The following is a 22,830-nucleotide window of genomic DNA, read 5'->3' on the forward strand; positions in this document are numbered from 1 at the left end:
GAGATCATCCGCGTTGAAAATCTGCACAAATGGTTCGACATGCTGCACGTCCTAAAAGGTGTTTCCTTCACGGTAGCACCCAAGGAAGTGCTGGTGATCATTGGCCGCAGCGGGTCGGGCAAGAGCACATTATTGCGCTGCTTAAATTTTTTGGAAGAACCTTCTTCAGGCACAATCAGCATTGCCGACCAAACGATGACCATGGGGCCGGGCATCCGCTTCGACCAGAACAAGGCTGTTACAATGCGCCTGAACACTGGCATGGTTTTCCAGGATTTCAATTTATTTCCGCATATGACTGCTCTCCAGAATGTCATTGAAGGCCTGGTAACAGTTAAGAAAATGCCCAGGGATCAGGCTATCCCGATGGGGATGAAATTCCTGCAAAAGGTGGGGTTGGAGGAGAAGTGTGATGTACACCCCATCCGCTTGTCTGGTGGGCAAAAACAGCGCGTGGCCATCGCGCGTGCCCTGGCTATGGAACCCAAGGTGATGCTGTTCGATGAGCCGACCTCTGCCCTCGACCCTGAGCTGATCGGGGAAGTACTGGACGTGATGAAGCGAATCGCCTTCGAAGGCACCACGATGGTGGTGGTTACCCACGAGATGGGTTTTGCTTGCGACGTTTCGGACAGGATCCTGTTTGTTGATAAAGGAGTGATCGTCGAATCAGGTGATGCAGACCAGATCTTTAACCACCCGCTCGACGAGCGTACGCGCCTGTTCCTTGAACCCATCCGTAAAGTGCAACAGATATGACCATATTGGAGCCGGGGTCGCAGATCCCGGTTTTTCTTTAATTTGGGCGAAATATCCTGGCCCGATTAGCTGCGCAACCCCGGCAAATTGGTTGTTATAATTCTTCTAGCTCACCATCATCTTCTGTGGACACGGAAAAATGACCATCCGACGACTGACCATTAGCCTGCTCGCCATTTATGCCCTGCTGACCCTTTACACGCTGATCGGCCCATCGCTGGGATTACCCTACCATCTCTTTTTCACTCCCCTGCTAACCCTGGTGGCTTTCACTTTCGCATTGTTACACGGGTCTCAAAACCTGGGATGGAAACAAACCTTGCTACTGCTCGGTCTCACTTTTGTTATCAGTTTGCTATTCGAATGCGTGGGGGTCGCCACGGGGTGGGTTTATGGCGCTTACCACTACACCGATAAACTCGGGTATAAATTCCTGGGTTTAGTACCCTTGCTCATCCCCGTTGCCTGGTTCATGATGACGTACCCGTCCCTGGTCATCTCCAGAATGATCACTCCTACGCTTAAAAACGTGCTCACTTGGCGCCTGCTCACTGCAGCGATTGGTGCGGTGGCTATGACGGCCTGGGATCTGGCGATGGACCCAATGATGGTTTCGGGAGGGCATTGGATTTGGGATCAGGCTGGAGCCTACTTCGGCATTCCTCTACAGAACTATTGGGGCTGGTGGCTGACATCCTTTCTCACCTTTTTCCTGTTCCTCTCGATTGCCCGCATTAAACCAGGTGGTGGCGCTCCACGCGACCCTTACAACTACCTGGCGATTTGGAGTTATGTGATTACCGGCTTAGGCAGTCTACTTGCAGACTTCGAATTCGGCTTACCTGGCCCTGCCCTGGTAGGCATCTTCGCCATGCTGCCGTGGGTGGTGATGGGGTTAATCAAACGGGAGTAGGTTCTCTTCCTTGTTTGCGTAATTCTATATAGACCAAATAAGTTCGGGGAGAAGCACGATCTATTTGGATGGGGATTACACCATCGGTTGATGGTGATGCACCTTGCCTGCGATATATTCCCTGAGGCGGCTAAAATATTATTTTGATTACGGTCGGTTTGTCATCCGGGAACGCAGGACCAACTCCCAGCCATAATTCAGCCTCATTTTGAGTCAGGTGGCACAGGAAATAGGCTTTGACGTGCTGGTTGGCATACGCCCACTTCTCACCCACCTGTGAAGTGATCATCTTAAAAAGAGCCCGCAGCTCGCCCGGGTCAGCTTTAGCCTCACCTCGAGCCTCCATCAGATGGCGTGTGTTTTCCGCTCGATCTTCAAACCATCTTCGTTCCTCCAGCACCAAGTCTTCAATCTCCTGAATTCGTGGGTCAGCCCCGTCTGTGAAGATATTGGCCTGGTATACGTAGGAGCCAGGCTTCTTCTCCAATTTGCTCTGGAGGGAGTAGCTCGCTCCAAACTCGCATTTCAGAGCCTGTACTTCTCCTCCTTTCACGGTGGCAACGTTTAAGGCATAACCATCGAAAGTGGGCAGCATTGCCTCGATCAGGGCTTGTGTATCGTATGCAGCTCCCAGGCGGAGTGCCAACCAGGTGACGATATTACCCAGGATAGCCGGAGTACCCTGCGCTAAAGGCTTGATATAGAGTAAGTCAGCTGCCTGCACACACCCATCACTGCGCCACCCAAAGGCGGGGCCAGGTAGAAGATCGGGATAGATAAAAGCGTTAATCACCACCTGTCTTTGCCCTTCCTGCACATTGAATGAAGCTATCCGCAGCTGGTCGAAACCAGTGCCCGGCTCAGTTTCGATATCCTCTTCGGTATGCCATAGGGTGATGGTGCCATCATCACAGCGTAGCATGCCGGTCTGGCAGCCAGTGCTGTCGTTCTGCAGGAACAATGCGAGCTCAAGACTCCCAATGGGTTGGTGAGGCGCCAGGGCTGGGTGGTGATAATTATCCAGCCCTGATCCTCGTGACCAGGCTGCCAAACATTCCAGGTATTCATCCAGTGCCACTCGCAGAAGCGGCTCAACATGGGAATCACTCACCTTTTGAAAAAGAGCCTGCTTGCAGTGTTGTACCTGGTCGAACAATTGGGCTATGCGGGTAGGTGGCAGCGTTTCTAGCCGGTGGGTGATGATCTTATGCACCTGGAGCGCCACGTGCTGTCCAAGCAGGCGGTGTGCCTCCGGCAGACTTGCATGGGTGAAATCCAACCAGACAAAATCACCGAGGCAGGCCTTGATCGAGCGGAGGAACGGGCGTGTTTCCATGATTACGATCAGTGACGCTTAACGAGCCGGGATGTATCCTAATGGGGCGTAGGATATAAGCTCTACGGGCAGCACATCCACCAGCTCATACTTACGAGTGCCGAGACCCATCTGCTCACCATATTCAATGACCTTGTACGGATCCTTGAGTGGACCGTGAAGCACCTGGAAGGGATGACCTGTACGAGTGTGAACTTCCATACATGTTGGGATATTTTCCTCGATCAAGCGGCTCTTGCCGATTACATCCAGGGTGGCCTGCTCGAGGGCCACGATGTCATCCGAGCCAAAGATGCCGGCATCGGGCAGGATGGGCATGCTGGTGAAGCCAAAACAATCGCACACGGGGGTCATATGGGTGGCCAGGTTAATATGGATTGCCTTACCGGGTTTGAATGTAGAAAGGGTGATCGCCGTGCTATGTGCGCAGGCCTCTTGGAAGGCATGGAAATTTACTGCATCAATCTTAAGACTTCCTGGAGGTGCAACCTGAAGACATCTACCACAATTATTGCATGGTTCTATATGCATGTGGAGCCCACCGGGGTGCTCTTTATCATCAACCAGGGCTTCAAACGGGCAGGCAGCCTTAATGGCCTGGCGAGTTTCTTCATCCGGGCACTTGTCAGGGAACCAATATTGATCGTATTGCGTCGTATCATGGATGGCGCTGCGCGTCTCACCTACCATGCAACCCAGCGCCAGGTTCTTGAAAGCTGCCCCAAAGCCACAGCTGGGGTGCCCTTTGACATGAGCAAAATCGACCAGGAAAGTGGCATCCTGGATCATCCCGGCCAGGTGCCAGTCCTGGATATTTTTGTACGGACGATGATGGCTGTAAAAATACTTTTCATCCGGTCCTGCTGCCGGGTAAACCTGGCAGCCGATCACCTCAGAGGCATATCCGCGGGTTTCCGCGCCGCGCGCATCCCAACTCACATCCGCAACGAACGGCTTGCCACCCCCATCCTTGATCGCCTGAACCACCTTACGCACAAACACCGGATGGATAGTGGAATAAACAATGTTATTGCCCGTATGCATCTTGATCACCACAGACTCATCCTTCACCCGGTCGCGCAGGTGCAGCTGGTCGATGAGCAGGTCAAGTTTAGCCGGCAGGGTCTCCTTGGCTTCAAGGCGCGCCTGCCGGGGTGAGCCATAATAAACAATGCTCGCAGGGTTATCTGACATGTAAATGATCCTTTCAACAGAGAAGTTGGCATATTATAAATCACGAAAGCGAGGTGAGAGTACCTGATAAAAGAATTATTAATACCCTATTTTGGGCTTGATTATTTATATTAATTTCTGTACACTGATAATAGTATCGGGCAAGCTAGCTGTAACCTGCCTGGAGGAGAAAGCAATGATTAAAAATCTGCGTAAAATCGGGTATATATTTTTGATCCTGATGTTCTTATCCGGCATTGGGATCGTTGTTGCCAGGGCTCAGGATGGTGTTCTTCTGGCTGATGCAGTAGTTTACCTGCCCATGCTTTTCAAGGAGCCACAGGGAGGCCAATCGATAAGTGGTAGGGTGCTCAGCCCTCAAAGCGTTCCCCTTCCAGGGGTCACAATTCGTACCGATCACGGCCAGTCAGTAGTTACGGATCTGGAGGGCGATTATGTCATCGATGGTCTAAATGACGGTTCATATGTGCTCACCCCATCCCAGGGGGGCACAGTATTTTCGCCGAGCTCATCTTCCGTGATCGTCCCCCCTAACGTAGAAAAATTGAACTTTACAGCTCAGGTGAGCTGCTCCCAGGTGGTGATCAATAGTGGTTTTGAAGATAACTCTGGTTGGGAGTTCCCCGTCACCGCATATACCGCGGGGTACACCACCTCTGAAAAACACAGTGGCAGCCGCTCAGCCCGGACAGGCATCGTTAACCCGGCGGACAATATCTACAGCTATTCATCCACCCGCCAAAAGGTGAGTATCCCATCCGGAAGCACCAGTGCTTATCTCACTTTCTGGATCAAACCTTATAGCGGGCAAGTAATGGGGCAGGCATTACCGCACAAACCCGATGCAGGTGCATCCGTGGATGCTGCCCAAATGTCAGGGGATGTACAGTACGTGCTGATCCTGGACAGTAACCTCAATACCATCGGCACCCTGGTCTGGCAGATCAGCAATAGCCAGACCTGGACCCAATTACAGTTCAATCTGGTTGGTTATGCTGGCAAAACCATCTACCTCCATTTCGGCACTTATAACGATGGCTATGATGGAATATCTTCCCTGTTCGTCGATGATGTCTCTTTGGAAATCTGCCCGGGAGGGCCTCCTCCTCCCACCCCCCCACCAGGTCCATGCACGAACCTGATCCGCAACCCTGGTTTTGAGTCGAGTAGCGATTGGGAGATCCCCAATACTGCCTACCCTGCAGGTTATTCCACCGTCCAGGCTCATAGCGGCGCCCGCTCGATGCGTACGGGAATACTTAATCTCGGAGAAAATAAGTACAGTTACTCAGATTTCCGCCAGGCGGTGACCATCCCCTATGGCGCAGCTGTTGCCAAGGCCAGCTTCTGGCTTTACACCTTGAGCGGGGAAACGAAAAGCATGTCCCAGCTCGAGGCGATCACTCCTACCGGAAGGCCTTTCGAGCAGACTGTCCTTAGTGGCGATTTACAGTACGTACTGATCCTGGATCGCTACCAAAATTGGATCGACACCCTGGTGTGGCAACGCACAGCTGAAGGCTACTGGCATTATTATGAGTTCGACCTGCGCCGCTATGCTGGCCAGAAAATCTACCTGCAGTTTGGAACCTATAACGATGGCTATAATGGCATAACCAGCATGTTCGTGGATGATGTCAGCTTGAGTGACTGCCCAGCCACGCCGACCCCACCCCCCGGCCAGTGCCAGGAGCTGATCGTCAACAATAATTTCGACAGCAATAATGGCTGGATCATCCTGAAGACCAACTACCCGGCGGCCTACTCCAATGCCCAGTATCATTCCCCCTTCCGCTCAATGCGTACCGGGATCACAAACTCGGCTGATAACACCTACAGCTATTCCGACTTCCGGCAGGTGGTCAGCATCCCCTCGAATGCCAACCACGTCACCTTGAATATGTGGGTTTACCCGCAAAGTAGCGGAACAACACTGGGATCCTTGCCCATGCCTGAACGCACGCAGTTCTTCGGTCTCGAGCCTATGGCTGATGATTCCCAATACTTGCTGGTGCTGGATCAAAACCAATACTGGATTGATACCCTGCTATGGATGCGCAGCAATAGCCAGGTATGGACGAACAATATCATGGACCTGAAGGAATTCGCTGGGCGGACGATCATGTTGCAGTGGGGCACATACAATAATGGCACAGGCGGCATCTCATCGATGTTCGTGGATGACGTGAGCCTGCAAGCTTGCCCATGAGCTTTGATTGACAACCTTCCCGGAGGAAATGCCTCCGGGATTTTTTTAATTGGAGGCTGGTGCAGCTTCTTTCAGGTACGCTTTATGGTTTATTAACCCTGCGCTCCACATCACCAGGGATAGCCCGATGATCACCAAGGACCAGCCCGCTATCTGGAACGGCATGTGCCAAACATCAGCATAGTTAACTCCAGTGATCGTATGGGTAAATCCCATAAAGTACTGGATAGTCAAGCACATCGCACCCATGGCGATAGCTGCCGATCCACCTGCCAGGCCGGCTGTGTTGGACGGATGCGGACGGCCATAACCAATATGCTCCCATAAACCTGGGATGCGGTAGATCAGGAAGACTACCAGGGTGAGCAGGTTGACGTAGGTCACCATGTCCACCGGCATGGAGCTACCGCGCAGGCTCCGTGAGACCAGCATGTGGATGACGCCGACGACTGATCCACCGATCAGGGCAATGAGGGAATAGCGGTAGGCATTTGGTCGGTTGCGGATGAGTAGGACGACCGCCCGGACACCCATCACCCCAAAGGCAGTAGTCACGATTACGAACAGGATATACAACCATTGGTATGGGGCAATCCCTGAAAATGAGCCGCTAAAACCGGTTGGGTTGAGAGCAACACAGGTAGTCCCGATCCCACCCATCAAGGTGAAGACTGCTGTCAATCCCATCAACACGATGCCAATGATGCGTAAAACCTTAGCCCACCATTTATCTTTCATTTGCATTCTCCTTTAGATACGTTATGCAAGCCTGAAACCAGTGACAAATGCCAGGGTAGTCAGCATGAACAATGCCGGTAGGATGCTCAAGATGATCTCACGCGATACGATCGGCCTCCCCGTACGCAAAAAATAGAGCAGCAAACCGCCCAATCCCATCAAGGCGCCGCCAAGACCCACAAAAGCAAAGCCCGGTGCGGTGATGCCTTGGGCAGCCAGGATAGTGGGCAAGAGAAACACGACCATCCCTGCCGCCCCGTGCACGATGGTTAATATAACCACCGATACCTGGGATGGGAAGCTAATGGTCCGGGTAATAATGATGGCCAGGAAGCCTGCTATGGTGAAGATAAGGTAGGCTAGCTTGTATTTTTCGACGTGTTCCCAGATCAGCCCCAGGGAAAGGCTGAGCGGGATGATAGTGGAAACGATCACCACGACCCGGCTGTTCAAGACATCAAAACCGAGGATGATGACCAGCAAGCTGGCGACGATCAGCACCCCAAAAGCGATCGTATATGCAATCGTAGGGATGCCTTCCAGGCCGTTGATACCCACAACGACCATATAGGCTGCCAAAAGGCAGGTAATGAGCAGCAGGATGCGATCGAGAGGGGTTAGCTTCTTCAACAGCCTGATTATAGGGATAGCAGGATCATTGATGCAAGCATATAGATAGAAGCATACTTGAACAGGCTAAAGTTTACCTGTTCGGAGGGGCGAAAAACTGTCACCACGGAGAGCAACAAAAGGCCCGAGGACAGAACAGCCATCAAGCGCAGCGCTCCAGCCTGGATGCCAATCATTACTCCTGCTACACCGATCGAAGCAGCTGCAATGATGGCGGAGAGGGCAATGATGGCCCGTGTAGCATCGAAACCATAGGATGATGGGAAGGTTGGCACGCCAGCTGCCTGGTAATCATCATAATAGCGCATGGTATAGGTGAGGATATGGGTCGGTATCCAGAACAGCACTGCCATCATGAGCAGCAAGCCCACCACATCAATATGACCAACCGCCAGCACCCGCCCAGCCAGAATGGGCATTCCGCCGGAAATACCGCCCCACACGATGCTCCAGCAGGTGCGGCGCTTCAGCCAGATGGTGTAGACAATCACATCGAAGAACAGTCCGCTGAATACTACAATACCATACAGCACATTCAACGAAATTGCCCAGCTTACACCGGCAAAGGATAATAACAAGCCGAGCCATAAGGCCTCACGGCGGGTGACTTGCCCCGAAGCCAATGGCCTGTTGTGGGTGCGGTTCATCACCGTATCGATATCTGCGTCATACCACATGTTCAGGATGGTCGACCCGCTGATGGCCAGGAACAGGCTGCCAGCTAATCCAAGAAGTGTGCCCAGGGATAAATGGGTATGCGCGCTCATGTAGCCAGCCACGCCGGTGGATAGCAGTAAACCGGTCTGTAGGGTTTTTATGAGTGGTAGATATGCCTTAAATTTCGTCCTGAACAATTGTGAAATGCGCATAGCTCAATCACCCCCTCGGGCACAGCGGAAGCCAACAGCAGGGCTGTAATATGTAGGTGTAGCGTTGTTCCTTACCCAAATGCGCAAGTCCATGTCGTACGTATCCTTCGAGCCACCGCGGAGATAGCGATAGTGTTGCCCTTCATATACATTCCCAGTCCATTGCCAGACATTCCCAGCCATATCGTACAATCCATAGGGGCTTGCGGAACTCAAAGTCTGGTAACCGTCATAGCTCTGCCCATTATAGAAGCCCACTGGGGTCGTCCAGGATCCGAATGAGCCCATATCTTCGTAAGGGTCTTGGCTGGCATAGTAATTGGCATTGTTACGGCCAATCTCCTCACCCCACGGGAATGGTCGGTTGTCCGCCGGGCCACGTGCGGCCTTTTCCCACTCCAGCTCGGTTGGCAGCCTACCGCTATTATAACCGCAGTAAGACCAGGCTCCAAACCAGGATACATTCGTCACGGGGTGATTCTCATATCCACTTAATTCGCTAAATTGCAAGCCATCGAAAGTAAAGCGCGAAGCTGGATCATTGAGCGGAATGACAATATAGTCACCTGGAGTGATCTCGACCTCATGCTTCACACCATGAAATGCATCGCCAGGATAGTAAACAACAGCCTGGTCACCATCGATTTTCAAGCTGCCATCAGCCAATCCTGAATTGAGGAAGCTGACGTATTGTGCTACAGTTACATCCGTGAGCATGATCTGGTAATCATACGCGATCGTAACCGGCTCGTCGTACTGCCCGGAAAGAAACTCTCCAGCGGGGATGTTGACCCATGCTTCTGGGTCAACACCTGTATCGAACACCGGCATAGGGGCTGCCAGGTTAACAGAGGCACAGCCAGTCAGCAAAATTGCCATCAGGATAAGAAGCAACGCCAGGAGTTTCATGGCTTCACCTCCATTGCCAGCTGTTCTTCAGCTGCCTCTTCAGCCCACCGCCCCTTGCACTTGAACAGATCGATCAGCCGCCAGACCAGCAAAGCGGCTAAAATCACCAGTAATAAACCCAAGGCAACATCAGTCAACAACATGATGGTATTAACCAGCGGCTGCTGCTCGGCTTCACTCACAAAGAGTCGTTTCATTTCAAATATAGTCACGGATGCAAACGCCAGGTCAGACAGGACAATGATGCCCCAGCCATACCACTGGCGGATTTTCCCTTTCAAGCCGATGAGATCACCATAATACAGCAGGATGATCGTGGCAATGATGGCTGAAAGGATATGCCAGTGCCCGGTCAGCTCAATGCGCTCTTCGCGGGCTGGCCAGAGGCGGAAAATCTCGTCCAGCCTGACTGCCATGAAAATACCGATACCGCTGACAGTGAAGTTCATGAACACCATCTGCCACAGGGCACCGAACTTCAAGGGATCACGGACCAGAGCGGACAGTTTATGTCCTAGGTTGGGTTTGGGAATTCCACGGATGCCCTGGCGGATAAACTTATCCCAGCCAAAGATCACCAGGAACAACGCAGCCAGCATGGAGGGAGTGGCACCCATATAGATGATCATGTGGGCGGCCGGTTCCAGGGGAGTGACCACGCCCCAGACACCCAGGTTGAGCACGATCGTGCCCAGGATCATCAGCGGCATGGCGATCTTATGCAAGACGCCTTTAAAATCCAACCAGCGCCCGACAATCAGCGTGAGGGCAATGGCGATGAGGGCCAGCATGATGTGCAGGTGGCCGATGACCGAGAATTGCAGGGTGGTCTTTTCGGGGGCGCGGATGATGTTTTCAGCCAGGAAGGCCTGGAAACCATTGCCGAAGTACGAGCCGGGAACTGCGCCAAAAAGGACCGAAAGCAGGGTGGTAACGGCCATGGCAAAAAAAGCCACCCGCTCGATATCCACACCTTTCTTCGACCTGGAGTAGGCTTTATCGGGTTGATAATATTCCGGGTTCCAGGGCCAGAGTGCGATGGCAAGCAGCAGGCCAGCGATAAAGACAATGGAGAGCCCGGCAATGTATAAACCGTGTAAAGGCCAAATATGACCCCAATAAGCGAAACCCATGCCAAAGATCATGGCGGATAAATAACCAATGGTGATGAGCAGGCGGATGGTGGTCTTATAAAACGCCTTCATCTTGAGCATGGCGGTGATGATATAGGTCTCGATGGCGACCATGGCCATGGCGATAGAATGGTAGAGGATGATGATGCGACCTTCCCGCTCTGCCTGCACCAGGTCCATCCTCAGCAGCTTCACCACCACATCTCGCACCCCGTACTCTGCCATCGGTCCCGAAAGCATACCGAAGATGGCTGTCTCCAGGGCGATCATGGCAATGGCAACCAGGATAAGCCCCTTAGTCGATGCAAACAGATATTTCAGCCGATCCTTGAAAAAACCCATGAGCAATCCTCTATGTTAAAAATCAGTAGATGTGTAACCCGTCCTTCACTTATACAATAAAAAGTCAGCAAGTAATATTATTGCATGAATCAGCCGGTTTTTCCCATGATAAAAATCACTATTCTGGCAGCAAAATTCCAGGGGTGGAAATTTGCCTTCGGAAAAACTCCAAATACATCGCTGGTTAAGCCACACCTACACCGGGTTCTAAGGTTGTTCAGTTTCTTCTGCCTGTGTCCACTTCTGCCACAGGTTGGGCCAGACTAGCAGGACAAGCAGGATCAGGCAGGAGATGGGCGCCAGGGCGAAGAGAGAGAAGCGTCCCAGTGCCTGGGCAGTGGCGATGGTCAGCGGGATGCCTACCACCAGCTCTGCGACCGCAGCAATCAGGCCCACAACACGCATCCATTCCCGCGGCTTCATGATAATCCCGACCGTCACAACCGCAAAACCGAGCATCGCCACCCAATGCAGGTGCTGAACCAGGGTGAATATCGGCGCTCCGATGGTGATGATACGGCTGGTGCTGGCGACACCGTTCATCCAGCAGAAGATATAAGCAATCCCCGTCAGCAAACCCAACAAGGTGCGGCTCCAGGGTACTTTGCCAACCACGACCAGGAACAAGAAGTATAAGACCAGGTAAGGCCAGAATAGAGGGAAGTAAATTGGCGGCAGACCAGCAGCCATATATGGCACATTGATGAACCAGCTGCCTAACAAGGCCAATACCAGGGCAATTACCGAGACGAAGAATGCCCAATTTCGGCGAGTAAAAAAGCCATAGGCGCTGACGGCGAACATCACTCCAGCCAGCATACCCAGGTCAGCCATCAAGGGGTGAATGGTCTTTAGTAATATCTCACAGCCAGGCTCTGCGGAGGGGGTGTGCATGCCGATTTGGTACCACTTGAGGAACAAGATCATATGCCCAATGATCCCCATCAGGGCTGCTATGATGGACAGGATGCCACCGATCAAGTTTTCTTTTTTCATATTCATTCTCCTCTTTTATCTGCATCAAGGTTCGGGGGTTGCCCCCGTATGACATGAGCAACCGTTGTAATAGGCTGAATTGTTGTGATCCGCCACATAAACGACCGTCTGTGGCTCTATCGTTAGCTGGCATTGCTTGAGAAATAAGGGCTCCTCCACCCAGGGATAAACCTGGACATCGCAGCCAACATAGACCACCCCACTCCAGGTATCATTACACAGCGGACCGTCGATAATTTTGTCTACCTGTAGCTCCTGGTTGCCAATCTTCATTTGGGATTGACCCTTAGCGGGTATTGGAGTGGGTAACTGATCAGGGGGGACCGACAGGTACTGCGGGGTGCCCGTGGCTGGGGGGCAAACGGGTTCTGCCTTCCCGCAGCCCACGCTGAAAATGGCGAGGCTAATGAGCGCCAGGCATAGTTTAATATTCAATGATATCTATTCCCATGCTGAGATGATCTCTGTTATGTGAAATGTAACACAAAGCTTCAACCATGTCTTTGCCTTAAAGCAAATCCAGGTCAGGTTAGTTTTATCTGCAGGTATAATGACTTGGTGAGGTGGCGGCATGGAGACCAGTCAATTACTCAAACAGAATATCGTTTTCAGTAACCTAAATGAGCGTATGCTGGATGACCTGATAGAAGGCGCCATCATCCGGCAGTATCACAAAGGGCAGTATTTGACCCATCCCGGGGATACCTGGCCATACCTCTTTTACCTGCTGAAAGGCTCGATCAGTGCCATCAAAGAATCGTTGGAAGGTCGCAGCCTGGTTGCCACGACATTCAAAGCAGATGAGGTCTTTTGGGGAGTTTCTTTCTTTGATCTTAACCTGCCCATGCCTGTAGCTTTAAAAGCGGACAGCCAGAGCAGCGTATACCTGTGGTCGCGAGAGCAGATGCTGCCGGTGCTCATGCAGAACGGGGGTGTGTCGTGGGAGCTGAGCCGGCTGATGGTCCGCCGCATGCTGCGCGCCAGTGAGATCGTGGAAGAGCTTGCCTTCCAGCCTGTAGCAGGCCGCCTGGCTAGATTGTTGATCGATTACCCCGGGCAATCAGCCGCTGGACCGGTAGCACGCTCGTTGACCCTGGACGACATGGCAGCCCGCATTGGCTCAACCCGTGAAGTGGTATGCCGCTTTTTACAGCAATTCGCCGACGAGCAGCTCATCAAGATCACCCGCACAGAGTTCGAGATCACCGATCGGGATGGCTTGCTGGGCATTGTGCGTAAGGTTCGCGGATAACGGGAACCAGGGTTCCAAATCTATAAATAAAGGGCACCGTGGTTTCACAGGTGCCCTTTCAAATAATCATCCTCTGAGTTATTTAATCGATAGCAGCTGTTGCAAAACCACTTTCGAGTGGGCTTCAACGCTGGCATGCAGGCTACCCCCATGGCTGTCCATGGTGACCACCACGGGGAAGTCTTTGATCTCGGTGACCCACATGGCTTCAGGCACGCCGAAATCCAGCTTATATACACCCAGTACGCGCGTGACTGATTGGGCGATCAATGAAGCCGCCCCTCCAATGGCGTGCAGGTAAACCCCGGGCACGTCCTGGCAGGCTACCAGGGTCTTGGGACCCATGCCGCCCTTGCCAATGACGCCCTTGACATTGAAATGCTTCATGACGATGCCCTGATAGGGCTCTTCGCGGATACTGGTAGTGGGTCCAGCCGCCACAAATTTGTACTGTTTCGTGTCCAGCCCGGCCACCACAGGGCCGCAGTGGTAGATCACGCTCCCGTTGAGTAAAGGTTTGATCGCTTCATAGACTTCAAGATCATCACCGCTGGGTTCACGTGTCTTCTTAATGAAGGTATCCACCATCCATTTATGGGCAGCATCCCGTCCGGTGATCATGATCCCGTTCAATAGGACCGGGTCACCAACCTTCAGGCTGCGGATGGTATCGTCTGTGAGGGGCATATTAAGTGTTCGCATGTCGATCCTCCGTTTACTCGTATTTCACCAGGTCGCCGGTGATAGTCATCTTGCGCCGGCGGTACGCCCAGCACATGTAAGACACGCTGACGAAGAAGCTGGCAGGAAGACGGTTAAGATGGGTAACTTTGGTACCCAGCAGGGTGGTCTTGCCACCGAATCCCATTGGGCCGATCCCCAGCTGATTGCCTTCATCGACCAGGCGTTTTTCCAGGGCATCCAGCTGCGGGTCGGGGTTGGTATCATCCATTTTTCGGTACAGGGTTTCCTTGGAGGCGTAGTAACTTGAGCCCCGGTCACCACCGATGGCAACTCCGAGGATGCCCGGTGCGCATCCCTGGCCTTGTGCCCGGTAAACTGCATCCAGCACAACCTTGCGTACACCAGGCAGGTCACGGCCGGCATTCAAGGCATCATCAGGTAGTGAGTATTGGGCGCCTACATTCTCACAGCCCCCGCCCTTGAGCATCAGCTCAATGGTAAGGGTATCGCCCTCGATTTCTTCAAAGTGAATGCTGGGAAAATGCCGGCCGCCCAGGTTATTGCCGCTGTTCTTGCCGGAGATCGAGTCTACCGAATTCGGTCGCAGATAAGCTTTCTTTGTGGCTGAAACAACAGCATTTTCAATTTGCTGGCGTAAAGCAAGCGTGCTCCAACCGGCCGGGGAATAGACATAGAAAATCGGGGTGCCGGTATCCTGGCAAATGGGAGTGGAGTTTTTTCGGCTCAGCTCCACGTTATTCAGGATGGTTTCCAGCGCTCCACGGGCTGCTGAGCCGGGCTCTTCCTGGTCAACCGCCCGTCGGATGGAAGCTTCCACATCCGGCGGAAGGTCGGTGGACGTCAGCCGGACAAGCTCAAGGATATTCTCGGTGATATCTTGCATGATGACCTCCGCAGGTTCATGAATTAAAGTTCAAATCTGATAAACGATGTACTGCATGTTGGCTAAGCTAGATTTTACACGCATTGGCAGGTGCTGGATACTGACAACTGGTAATGATTCAATATGACAATCCACCCGTTTAATGAGGAGGCTCCTGCGGAGCATGCTTGGTTAGTATTGTACGGGGTACAAATAGGACCAAGCTGATTGGCCCGGCCAGAAGAATCCACAGGGCAGCTTGCAGCCCAGCTCGGGCAGCCACCCAACCGATCAGGAATGCAATGCCCCCTCCTAGCAGTCCGACGACAGAATTAATCGCCATCACTGTGCCTGACCGGCCGGGGGTAGAAGCAAACGCCTCCCCCTGGAGCACTTCGTACCATCCCAGGGTCACCAGCCTGATCAGGATGATCAATCCGATCTTGGCCCATAACCAGGGGAGGATCAGCCAGGCAGCATACAGGATGCCAGTCACTGCGGCAGATAGCCGCACGAGAGACCGACCAGGAACCCTCTCGAGCAGGGGGATGAGCACAATATTCGAAACCAACCCAGCGCCCATCAAAATACTGAACATCAGACTGGCCTGTGCCGGGGTAAAGCCCATCACATCCGTAAAGTACAGCGCAAGGTAGCCAGTCAACACATCCAGCAACAGATCCGAGAACTGAACCAGGATCAGCCAGCGCATGAGCATCGGGTTGCGTATCGATACCCACAACCCGGATAATATGTCCTTGATCGGTCGGGCTACAGGTTGATCCAGCCGGATCAGGTGAGGCATGGGGATATGCCTGAGCCAGGTTAATACGACTAATACCAGGCAGAAAAATGCCAGGCCAAAATACGCCCAGCGCCAACCATAACCCAGGGCAAGGCCAGCTGCCAGGATCAACGGTCCCACCAGGTTAGCTATCGAGCCAGCAAGTGTCCACCTGGCCATCATATGCGGCTCGCGCCTGGGGTTGAGATCCATCAAGGTGGCCTGGGAAAGGGAGACAAAAGCCCCTGAAGCAGGGAATGCGATGATGAAGCCGATCAGAACCAGTACAAAGGAATGCGTGCAGGCGATAACGAGCAAAGAACACGTTATCGCCAGGCCACCACCCAGCATGATGTGCTTGCGATATCTGGTATCTCCAACCAGCATCAACACTGGCTCAATAAACGTGTTGATCATGGATGGCAGCCCTAACAGCATGCCGACCTGGACATAGGTCAACCTGAGATCGTTACGCAGCGCTGGTAATGCCGCGTTGCCAACGCTGTAGTTCAGCTCATCAAAGAACTCGATAATAAGGAACAGGAACGTCAGCGAGGTGATACCTCGCAAGATCCTTGAAAGATAGACAGAACGCTTGGGATTGTCTAGTTGAATCATTTCAGCCTCCTTCTCTCCAGTGGAACTCAATGCAGGGTGAGAAAAGGAGGTGGTGCACGGGCATAATTATGAAAGATTACAGATCAACGGGGAGGGTGAAAGCAATCGCACATAGGGTTATTATACTTTTATTTATGGACGGGGTAGCTGATGACATCACCCCAGCTCGATACTTCCGCAAGAAAAACCGGAACGCATAATAGCCCTGACGCCCACAGGTAGGCCCGGTCGCGTTCCGAGATTTCTTCCAGCTTCATCCAACGGATTTCCTTCAGAATTTGCTCGCGGTGAATTAATTCAGGGTCGCTACCCATGTGCGGTTGCTGGTCGCCAATATCTATCAGGTAGGTGATACTATCAGTACCTTCATCATCAGTATAGGAAGACAGCAAGCGAGTAATCTCACCCTCCACGCAACATTCTTCTTTTAGCTCGCGCAAGGCAGCCTGAGCGGAGCTCTCCCCCGGCTCAACACCCCCACCTGGCAGGCACCACCATTCATCACCATACAGACAGTGCCTGACCATCAGGATTTCTGCGCCGCGATGGACAATGCACTGTGCGCGGTTCATTTTCTTATTAAGTCCATATAAGCCCCTTCGATGAGGTCAGCCTCCTGGATGCCTAGCTTGCTCATCAAGTCATCGGCGATAGCCTGACCTTCGGCATCTGACTGGCCAGGCTGAAGGACCACTTCCAGCTCCACAAATTTCCCTAAGCCTTGTACATCATCCAGATGGATGCGCGTCTGCCCAGCCAGATACAGGTAACGTACCTTGGTCACCACTCCCAGCACCCCGAATGCCTGCGCAAGGATCTGCTTCAATCCAGCCGGGTCAGTGGTGTTGGATATTTGGTATTCTGAATGCTTAGGACCCGCCATATCTTGACGGAGGTAATATACCAGCTGCCCACAAGCAGGCCCTAATTCGCGGAGCTTGAGCCGCCCATGGGGGCAGCTAAAAAAGGTGTCCTCTTGTGGGATCACCTGGACGGGAGAATCGCTGATTTTTTCTGCTTTATGGCGCAGGGCTTCAAAATCGGAAACAAGGGCTTTGATCTCAATGTTGGCTGGCATCCTGTTCTCCAATCACGTCTTTAACCGTGAGCCATCCCTGGTGGGGGAAAATCCGCGCTACCTGAGGCGCAAAAGTCGGTGATTCGGTAAGCACTTCCCAGGGTTCGCCATCTGCCACGAGAAGGCCGTTATCCAGCAGGATGACCCGATCTGCCGCCTGGACAGCCATTTCGACATCATGCGTGACCAGCAGGATAGCCATGCCTTCATCACGCCAAATTTTTAACAGACCGAGCAACGCTTGCTTGGCAGCATAGTCGAGCCCGCGTGTCGGCTCATCCAGCAGCAAGGCCCCTGGTTGGGTGACCATAACCGCTCCCAGGGCAACCCGCTGGCGTTCTCCGGTGCTCAGGTCGCGCGGGTAGCAATCGGCTTTATCACCGATGCCCAACCGATCTAATAAGAGCTGGGGTTGATGTTGAGGGGCGGCGCTGTCCATTTGATGATTAATCAAGGTGAGCAATAGCTCATCCTTCACCGTATCAGAAAATAGCAACGCATTTGGGTCCTGGGGCAGGTATCCCACCGTCTGGCAGATCTCAGCAACCGTTTTGCCTTTGGTATCTATACCGCTGACCAGGATCTTCCCGGCATCGAAAGGCGTCAGGCCTACCAGCGTACGCAGTAAGGTTGATTTACCAGCACCATTGTGCCCCATCATCACTGCGATCTCACCCGGGTATAATTGGAAGTCCACCCCACGCAGCGCCTGAGTATCACCAAAATTCACCTTTAATCCTATGGCCTGGATCAATGGCTCAGCAGCTTTACGAGGTTTTTGTTGTGTATTTTGGGTCTTTTCACCAAGCTCATGAAATCCTGGCAAGCCTGACTGGGCGAAGCTGCTGGCTTCTTCGATGGTAAGTGGGAGGGGTTCCCAGCCAAAATGCTTGCCCAGGGTAATCAATGGTGGATTAAGGTCGATAAGGCTTAACACTTCCCTTGGTTCCCCCGACAACCCCTCTGGAACCACCTCCGATAAATAGACGATTTGACTGGCATGAGGTATGACCCGTTCCAGGCGGTGTTCAGCCAGGACGACTGTGAGACCATGCTGCTTGTTCAGCTGCACCAGGGCTTCGAGCACTTCCTCGGCCCCATGCGGATCGAGCTGGGAGGTAGGCTCATCCAAAACGAGGATGCGTGGTCTGAGTGCCAAAGCTGCCGCAATTGCCACCCGTTGAATCTCCCCTCCGGAGAGGGTTTCGAGTCGGCGGGTACGAAGGTGGGTCAGCTCGAGCAATTCCAGCACCGCAGCCACCCTGTTTTCCATTTCCTGGCGCGCCAGGGCAGCGTTTTCAAGCGAAAACGCAATTTCGTCTTCCACGCGGTCAACCACGAACTGGGTCTCCGGGTCTTGAAAGACAAAGCCCACCGTTCGGCTCATCTCACGCGGTGAAAGCACAGCCGGGTTTTGCCCATCGACTCGAATCGTCCCACTCAAACGCCCACCACTGAAATGGGGAACCAGGCCATTGATGCAGCGCAGCAGGGTGGACTTGCCTGAACCAGACAAGCCCATCACCAAACACAGCGCACCATCCGGGATGGTCAGGTTTACCCCGTGGAAAACAGGCTGGTTAGCACCCGGGTAGGTGAAAGATAGATCGGAGAAGAGGATCATGCGCTAAAAGTATAACACTGTTAAAAATGAAGCAGGGCTCAGTACATCCACTGTGCCCTGCAAGTGATAGCAATATTTGTGGGAATTTCCATGTATGGCTAAGGTGTCTTCAGACGGTGTTCCTTTTGCAGCAGGTTGGTGATTTTCAAGTCATCGGCAGGCATCGAGATTAATTTCCCCTGGATGTACTCGCACTCCAGCTTGCTCAGCTGGGTCAGCTGCTCCTTGGTCTCCACGCCTTCCGCGACCACCGTCAACCCCAAACCGTGGGTCAGCTTGATGATAGCTTGGACGATCTTCATATAGTTAGGATCTTTGAGTATCTTACTTGTGAAGGAACGGTCGATCTTCAGTACCTTGATCGCATAATGCGATAGGTAATTTAATGACGAATAACCAACGCCGAAATCATCGATCTGCACCTGGATGCCGTGGGCATTCAGCTTATCAAGCACATCCAGGATGATCTCATAGTTGCCCATCACGGCATTCTCTGTGATCTCCAGGTTCAGGCTGGATGGGCTTAAGCCGGTCTGTTCGAGGGTTTTGTTGATGTACTCCACGAAATCGATCTGATTGATATGCTTACCAGAGATATTCACACTCACCCCAATGGGCGGTATGCTCGTGAACTGCTTTTGCCATTTGACCAGCTGGGCTGCAGCCTTGCGCATCACCAAGCGATCCAACTGGATGATCAAACCTGTCTCGTCTGCCAGGGGGACGAATTCATTGGGCGTTAATAAACCACGTGTGGGATGTTTCCACCTGACCAGGGCTTCGAACCACACGATCCGGCCCAGTTTCACATCCACCACCGGCTGGTAAAACACATCTAGCTCTTCCTTCTCTATAGCCTGGCGTAAAGCCGATTCGATTTCAAGACGGAACATGATCTGTTCGCGCATGGCACTGTCAAAGATCTCATAACGCGAGCGGCCATTCTCCTTGGCGCGATACATGGCTGTATCGGCATCACGCAAGATATCCTCCGGGCGGTTGTATCCGGTGGTGCTCAGCACAATTCCCATGCTAGCCGACATGAAGATGGTATGGTTGGGCAGCAAGGTAGCCTGCATGAGTTTTTTCTGGATGCGGTCAGCCACACGCGTGACGTCACTCACATCCCGAATGTCTTCAAGCAGGATGACAAACTCGTCACCACCCAGGCGCGCCACCGTATCCATGGGGCGCAGGATAGACTTCAACAGGTGGGCGGTGGCCACGAGCAACTGGTCACCCGTCAGGTGGCCAAGGCTGTCATTGACGTCTTTGAAACGGTCCAGGTCCAGGAATAAGACCGCATAGATGTTGCTGTGGTCGCGTTTGCTGCGCTCGATGACGTGCTTCAGACGATCGACGAACAAGGCCCGGTTGGGAAGCTCGGTAAGTGAATCGTGGAAGGCATCATGCAACAGCTTGGTCTCAGCCTGCTTGCGTAACGTAATATCCGTCTGCGAACCAGCCAGGCGGATGGCAGTCTTATCAGAGCCAATGACGGCCATGCCACGGCTGAGCATCCAGCGGTAGGCACCACTGGAATGCTGGATGCGGTACTCGCACTCGAAATGTGCTGATAATCCTTTTACATGGGCGGAGATGTTGGTGCGTAACTGGGTGATATCGTCGGGATGGACACGGTTGAACCATTCATTGGGATTGTCACTGATTTCATCTTCCGCGAAGCCAAGCATTTGCTTCCAGCGCGGCGAATAATAGATCTGCCCTTTTTTCAGGTTCCAATCCCACAAACCGTCGTTGGCAGCGCGCACCGCCAGGGCATAGCGCTCTTCGCTTTCGCGCAGGGCAACTTCAGCTTTCTGACGTTCGGTGATCTCGTTCCGGGCTTGCTGGTATAGGTCGGCATTTTCAAGGGCGACGGCAGCATAAGCTGCCAGGGAGTTCAGTACCTCTTCGTCCTTTTCCTTGAAGGGCACATTGTTCTTGCGATTATTAACTGAGAGCACACCTAGAGGCTTTCCTTTGGAAAGGATCGGTACATACATCAGGCTGTGTACCAGGTAGCCGGTGGAAACTTTTAGCGGAGCCTGCAGGCTGGGTTCGACAGCACGCAGTGGGCGTTTCGATTGGATCACCTGCCCGACCAGTGAATCAGTGATTGGGATCCGCAGGGTCTTGATCGAATCTTCATCCATATTCTTGACCGCCCGCAGATATAACAGGCCAGTTTCCTTGTCAAGCAAGGCCAGGAAACCCTCTTCAGCATTGGTCAGTGAAACGCCAGCTTCCACGATACGCACCAGCACTTCGCCGAGCTCCAAAGTGGAAGTGACGCTCTGGCCAACCTTGGAGAGCGAGGTGAGCCAGGCTACCTGCTCAGCTAGCTGGGAATCCAGGATGGCCTTTTCGCGTTGGAGCCGGCTCTCAGCCATTGAACGTGTAATCGCTTCAGTCAGCAGGGTTTCATCGAGAGGCTTGCTCAGGTAATCGTGCACTCCCAGGCGAAACGCCTCGGCAGCTACCTGCTCGGAGCCGTGTCCGGTCATCAAAATGGTGGGAATATGATATCCATCTTGAGAAAGTCGCCGCAACAGTTCAAGGCCGGTGAGGTCAGGGAGCTGTAGGTCAAGCAGCATAAGGTCTAGTTTACCGTTGTGCTGCTTGATGACCTTAATTGCGGAATTGGCATCCCGCGCCACCGCCACATCATAGCCCAGTCCTGGAAGCATTGTCTGGGATAGGAAATCATTGATCTGGCGGTTATCATCTACAACTAAGATGACTTCATGGCTCATGAAGACCTACTATCTTTATTATTAATATACATGACACTCATAAAGCCTTCCTTACTATCGCTGGAGGCAGGTAGTATGAGTTGATTCAACGGGCGTAGACAATTGGTCGAGGTAATTATAAAGCATCATTTGCACAAATTGTGCCAGAAACCAGCCTTACAACTGGCAGAAGGATAATACCGGTAGGATGGAAATACGTGTCGTATGCCAGCCTGCTCCAAAGCGATGGCATGAATGGTCACTCATTCGTTGAGCTCGGCGATATAATATATAAACCTGCAACTAGAATGCTTGTTAGGAGATGTACATGCAGATACTTGGAATTGATATCGGTGGTACGGGCATCAAAGGAGCACCCGTTGAAACGGAAGAGGGAGTTCTATTGGCGGAACGGTTCCGCTTACCCACACCGGAAGGAGCGAAACCTGGGGCGGTAGCGGAAGTCGTCAAATCGATGGCTGAAAATTTTAATTGGCACGGCTCCATTGGGTGCGGTTTCCCGGCAGTGATTCGCGACGGGGTGGCTGAAAGTGCAGCAAATATCAGCCAGAAATGGATCGGCACGAATGCGGCTGTGCTGTTCTCTCAAGCAACTCAGTGCCCGGTGTATGTGGTCAACGATGCTGATGCAGCCGGGCTGGCGGAAGTCACATTCGGGGTGGGCAAGGGAGTGCGCGGGGTGGTGCTGATGATCACGATCGGCACCGGGCTCGGTTCAGCATTGTTCATCGATGGCAAGCTGGTGCCCAACACAGAACTCGGCCATATCGAAGTGGAATGCGAAGATGCCGAAACCATTGCCTCGGATGTTGCTCGCAAGGAGCAGGATCTATCCTGGAAAAAGTGGGCCAAGCGATTGGATAAATACCTGACTACGCTGGAAAACCTCTTCTCACCGGACCTGTTCATCCTGGGCGGCGGAGCGGTTAAGAAACAGGACCAGTTCTTGCCATACCTGACAGTTCACACAAAAATCATCGCCGCCGAGTTTGGCAATGACGCCGGGATTGTTGGAGCTGCCCTGGCAGCTAGCTATCAAGTCAATCAGAAATGATTGAATTAATTCGGTTTTCTAAACCAGGATAGAATTTGCCCGTTGGCGATAATCAGCAAATTAAATGCG

19 protein-coding genes and 1 pseudogene are annotated in these 22,830 nt (G+C 52.7%); 5 read left to right on the top strand and 15 right to left on the bottom strand.

Annotation, left to right across the window (positions count from 1 at the left end; all coding sequences use genetic code 11):
• The first annotated feature begins 3 nt into the window (after positions 1 to 3).
• Together C3F13_06190 and C3F13_06195 are read left to right on the top strand one after the other, a co-directional pair.
• A complete protein-coding gene (locus tag C3F13_06190; GenBank protein PWB54673.1) occupies positions 4 to 759 on the top strand; it encodes a hypothetical protein in 756 nt (251 codons plus the stop codon).
• 139 nt (positions 760 to 898) lie between these two features.
• Positions 899 to 1,672, top strand: coding sequence for a hypothetical protein (locus C3F13_06195; GenBank protein PWB54605.1), 774 nt, complete (start codon positions 899 to 901; stop codon positions 1,670 to 1,672).
• A gap of 130 nt (positions 1,673 to 1,802) precedes the next feature.
• Here the strand turns inward: C3F13_06195 and C3F13_06200 are convergent, their stop codons facing one another.
• Together C3F13_06200 and C3F13_06205 are read right to left on the bottom strand one after the other, a co-directional pair.
• Complete coding sequence (locus tag C3F13_06200) at positions 1,803 to 3,008, bottom strand: hypothetical protein (protein PWB54606.1); 1,206 nt, start codon at positions 3,006 to 3,008, stop codon at positions 1,803 to 1,805.
• 18 nt (positions 3,009 to 3,026) lie between these two features.
• Positions 3,027 to 4,202 carry a 4Fe-4S ferredoxin gene (locus C3F13_06205; GenBank protein PWB54607.1) on the bottom strand — a complete coding sequence of 392 codons (1,176 nt, stop codon included), beginning with the start codon at positions 4,200 to 4,202 and terminating at the stop codon, positions 3,027 to 3,029.
• Between the two features lie 175 nt (positions 4,203 to 4,377).
• Here C3F13_06205 and C3F13_06210 point away from each other — a divergent pair, with 175 nt between their 5' ends.
• Positions 4,378 to 6,411, top strand: coding sequence for a hypothetical protein (locus C3F13_06210; protein ID PWB54608.1), 2,034 nt, complete (start codon positions 4,378 to 4,380; stop codon positions 6,409 to 6,411).
• A gap of 45 nt (positions 6,412 to 6,456) precedes the next feature.
• Here the strand turns inward: C3F13_06210 and C3F13_06215 are convergent, their stop codons facing one another.
• The 7 genes from C3F13_06215 to C3F13_06245 all read right to left on the bottom strand — a co-directional run bounded on the left by C3F13_06215 (position 6,457) and on the right by C3F13_06245 (position 12,463).
• Entirely contained in the window at positions 6,457 to 7,149 is a 693-nt protein-coding gene (locus tag C3F13_06215; protein ID PWB54609.1) for a hypothetical protein, read from the bottom strand.
• A 21-nt stretch (positions 7,150 to 7,170) separates the two neighbouring features.
• Positions 7,171 to 7,779 carry a hypothetical protein gene (locus C3F13_06220; GenBank protein ID PWB54610.1) on the bottom strand — a complete coding sequence of 203 codons (609 nt, stop codon included), beginning with the start codon at positions 7,777 to 7,779 and terminating at the stop codon, positions 7,171 to 7,173.
• Positions 7,780 to 7,787: 8 nt separating this feature from the next.
• Positions 7,788 to 8,648, bottom strand: coding sequence for a protoheme IX farnesyltransferase (gene cyoE, locus C3F13_06225; GenBank protein PWB54611.1), 861 nt, complete (start codon positions 8,646 to 8,648; stop codon positions 7,788 to 7,790).
• Positions 8,649 to 8,651: 3 nt separating this feature from the next.
• The gene (locus tag C3F13_06230) at positions 8,652 to 9,557 is read right to left on the bottom strand and encodes a hypothetical protein (GenBank protein PWB54612.1); all 906 of its coding nucleotides are present in this window, start codon (positions 9,555 to 9,557) and stop codon (positions 8,652 to 8,654) included.
• Positions 9,554 to 11,032, bottom strand: coding sequence for a hypothetical protein (locus tag C3F13_06235; GenBank protein ID PWB54613.1), 1,479 nt, complete (start codon positions 11,030 to 11,032; stop codon positions 9,554 to 9,556). The genes C3F13_06230 and C3F13_06235 overlap by 4 nt, the downstream gene beginning before the upstream one ends.
• Positions 11,033 to 11,239: 207 nt before the next feature.
• Complete coding sequence (locus tag C3F13_06240; GenBank protein PWB54614.1) at positions 11,240 to 12,028, bottom strand: hypothetical protein; 789 nt, start codon at positions 12,026 to 12,028, stop codon at positions 11,240 to 11,242.
• Positions 12,029 to 12,052: 24 nt separating this feature from the next.
• Positions 12,053 to 12,463, bottom strand: coding sequence for a hypothetical protein (locus tag C3F13_06245; GenBank protein PWB54615.1), 411 nt, complete (start codon positions 12,461 to 12,463; stop codon positions 12,053 to 12,055).
• A gap of 136 nt (positions 12,464 to 12,599) precedes the next feature.
• On the opposite strand from C3F13_06245, the gene C3F13_06250 reads away from it, so the two are divergent.
• Positions 12,600 to 13,280: a hypothetical protein gene (locus tag C3F13_06250; protein ID PWB54616.1), complete on the top strand. Its 681-nt coding sequence runs from the start codon at positions 12,600 to 12,602 to the stop codon at positions 13,278 to 13,280.
• 78 nt (positions 13,281 to 13,358) lie between these two features.
• On the opposite strand, the pseudogene C3F13_06255 reads toward C3F13_06250, so the two are convergent.
• The 6 genes and pseudogenes from C3F13_06255 to C3F13_06280 all read right to left on the bottom strand — a co-directional run bounded on the left by C3F13_06255 (position 13,359) and on the right by C3F13_06280 (position 21,707).
• Positions 13,359 to 14,868: pseudogene (locus C3F13_06255) on the bottom strand (fumarate hydratase).
• Positions 14,869 to 15,007: 139 nt separating this feature from the next.
• The gene (locus C3F13_06260; GenBank protein ID PWB54617.1) at positions 15,008 to 16,249 is read right to left on the bottom strand and encodes an MFS transporter; all 1,242 of its coding nucleotides are present in this window, start codon (positions 16,247 to 16,249) and stop codon (positions 15,008 to 15,010) included.
• Positions 16,250 to 16,377: 128 nt separating this feature from the next.
• On the bottom strand, positions 16,378 to 16,821 hold the full coding sequence (locus tag C3F13_06265; protein ID PWB54618.1) for a hypothetical protein: 444 nt from the start codon (positions 16,819 to 16,821) through the stop codon (positions 16,378 to 16,380).
• Positions 16,818 to 17,327: an adenylate cyclase gene (locus C3F13_06270; protein PWB54619.1), complete on the bottom strand. Its 510-nt coding sequence runs from the start codon at positions 17,325 to 17,327 to the stop codon at positions 16,818 to 16,820. Before C3F13_06270 ends, C3F13_06265 begins: the two co-directional genes overlap by 4 nt.
• The gene (locus C3F13_06275; protein PWB54620.1) at positions 17,311 to 18,951 is read right to left on the bottom strand and encodes an ABC transporter; all 1,641 of its coding nucleotides are present in this window, start codon (positions 18,949 to 18,951) and stop codon (positions 17,311 to 17,313) included. Before C3F13_06275 ends, C3F13_06270 begins: the two co-directional genes overlap by 17 nt.
• A 98-nt stretch (positions 18,952 to 19,049) precedes the next feature.
• A complete protein-coding gene (locus tag C3F13_06280; GenBank protein ID PWB54621.1) occupies positions 19,050 to 21,707 on the bottom strand; it encodes a two-component system response regulator in 2,658 nt (885 codons plus the stop codon).
• Positions 21,708 to 22,014: 307 nt separating this feature from the next.
• Between C3F13_06280 and C3F13_06285 the strand changes: the two genes are divergently transcribed.
• The gene (locus C3F13_06285) at positions 22,015 to 22,761 is read left to right on the top strand and encodes a polyphosphate glucokinase (protein ID PWB54622.1); all 747 of its coding nucleotides are present in this window, start codon (positions 22,015 to 22,017) and stop codon (positions 22,759 to 22,761) included.
• The last annotated feature ends 69 nt before the right edge of the window (positions 22,762 to 22,830 follow it).

It is taken from the genome of Anaerolineales bacterium (genome assembly GCA_003105035.1).
GTDB lineage: Bacteria > Chloroflexota > Anaerolineae > Anaerolineales > UBA4823 > FEB-25.

What these genes read in the sequence shown, in the direction of transcription:
- C3F13_06195 (PWB54605.1), top strand. Translation starts at nt 899, where the DNA reads ATGACCATCCGACGACTGACCATTAGCCTGCTCGCCATTTATGCCCTG.
- C3F13_06200 (PWB54606.1), bottom strand. Translation starts at nt 3,008, where the DNA reads ATGGAAACACGCCCGTTCCTCCGCTCGATCAAGGCCTGCCTCGGTGAT.
- C3F13_06205 (PWB54607.1), bottom strand. Translation starts at nt 4,202, where the DNA reads ATGTCAGATAACCCTGCGAGCATTGTTTATTATGGCTCACCCCGGCAG.
- C3F13_06210 (PWB54608.1), top strand. Translation starts at nt 4,378, where the DNA reads ATGATTAAAAATCTGCGTAAAATCGGGTATATATTTTTGATCCTGATG.
- C3F13_06215 (PWB54609.1), bottom strand. Translation starts at nt 7,149, where the DNA reads ATGAAAGATAAATGGTGGGCTAAGGTTTTACGCATCATTGGCATCGTG.
- cyoE (PWB54611.1), bottom strand. Translation starts at nt 8,648, where the DNA reads ATGCGCATTTCACAATTGTTCAGGACGAAATTTAAGGCATATCTACCA.
- C3F13_06230 (PWB54612.1), bottom strand. Translation starts at nt 9,557, where the DNA reads ATGAAACTCCTGGCGTTGCTTCTTATCCTGATGGCAATTTTGCTGACT.
- C3F13_06235 (PWB54613.1), bottom strand. Translation starts at nt 11,032, where the DNA reads ATGGGTTTTTTCAAGGATCGGCTGAAATATCTGTTTGCATCGACTAAG.
- C3F13_06240 (PWB54614.1), bottom strand. Translation starts at nt 12,028, where the DNA reads ATGAAAAAAGAAAACTTGATCGGTGGCATCCTGTCCATCATAGCAGCC.
- C3F13_06250 (PWB54616.1), top strand. Translation starts at nt 12,600, where the DNA reads ATGGAGACCAGTCAATTACTCAAACAGAATATCGTTTTCAGTAACCTA.
- C3F13_06260 (PWB54617.1), bottom strand. Translation starts at nt 16,249, where the DNA reads ATGATTCAACTAGACAATCCCAAGCGTTCTGTCTATCTTTCAAGGATC.
- C3F13_06265 (PWB54618.1), bottom strand. Translation starts at nt 16,821, where the DNA reads ATGAACCGCGCACAGTGCATTGTCCATCGCGGCGCAGAAATCCTGATG.
- C3F13_06270 (PWB54619.1), bottom strand. Translation starts at nt 17,327, where the DNA reads ATGCCAGCCAACATTGAGATCAAAGCCCTTGTTTCCGATTTTGAAGCC.
- C3F13_06275 (PWB54620.1), bottom strand. Translation starts at nt 18,951, where the DNA reads ATGATCCTCTTCTCCGATCTATCTTTCACCTACCCGGGTGCTAACCAG.
- C3F13_06280 (PWB54621.1), bottom strand. Translation starts at nt 21,707, where the DNA reads ATGAGCCATGAAGTCATCTTAGTTGTAGATGATAACCGCCAGATCAAT.
- C3F13_06285 (PWB54622.1), top strand. Translation starts at nt 22,015, where the DNA reads ATGCAGATACTTGGAATTGATATCGGTGGTACGGGCATCAAAGGAGCA.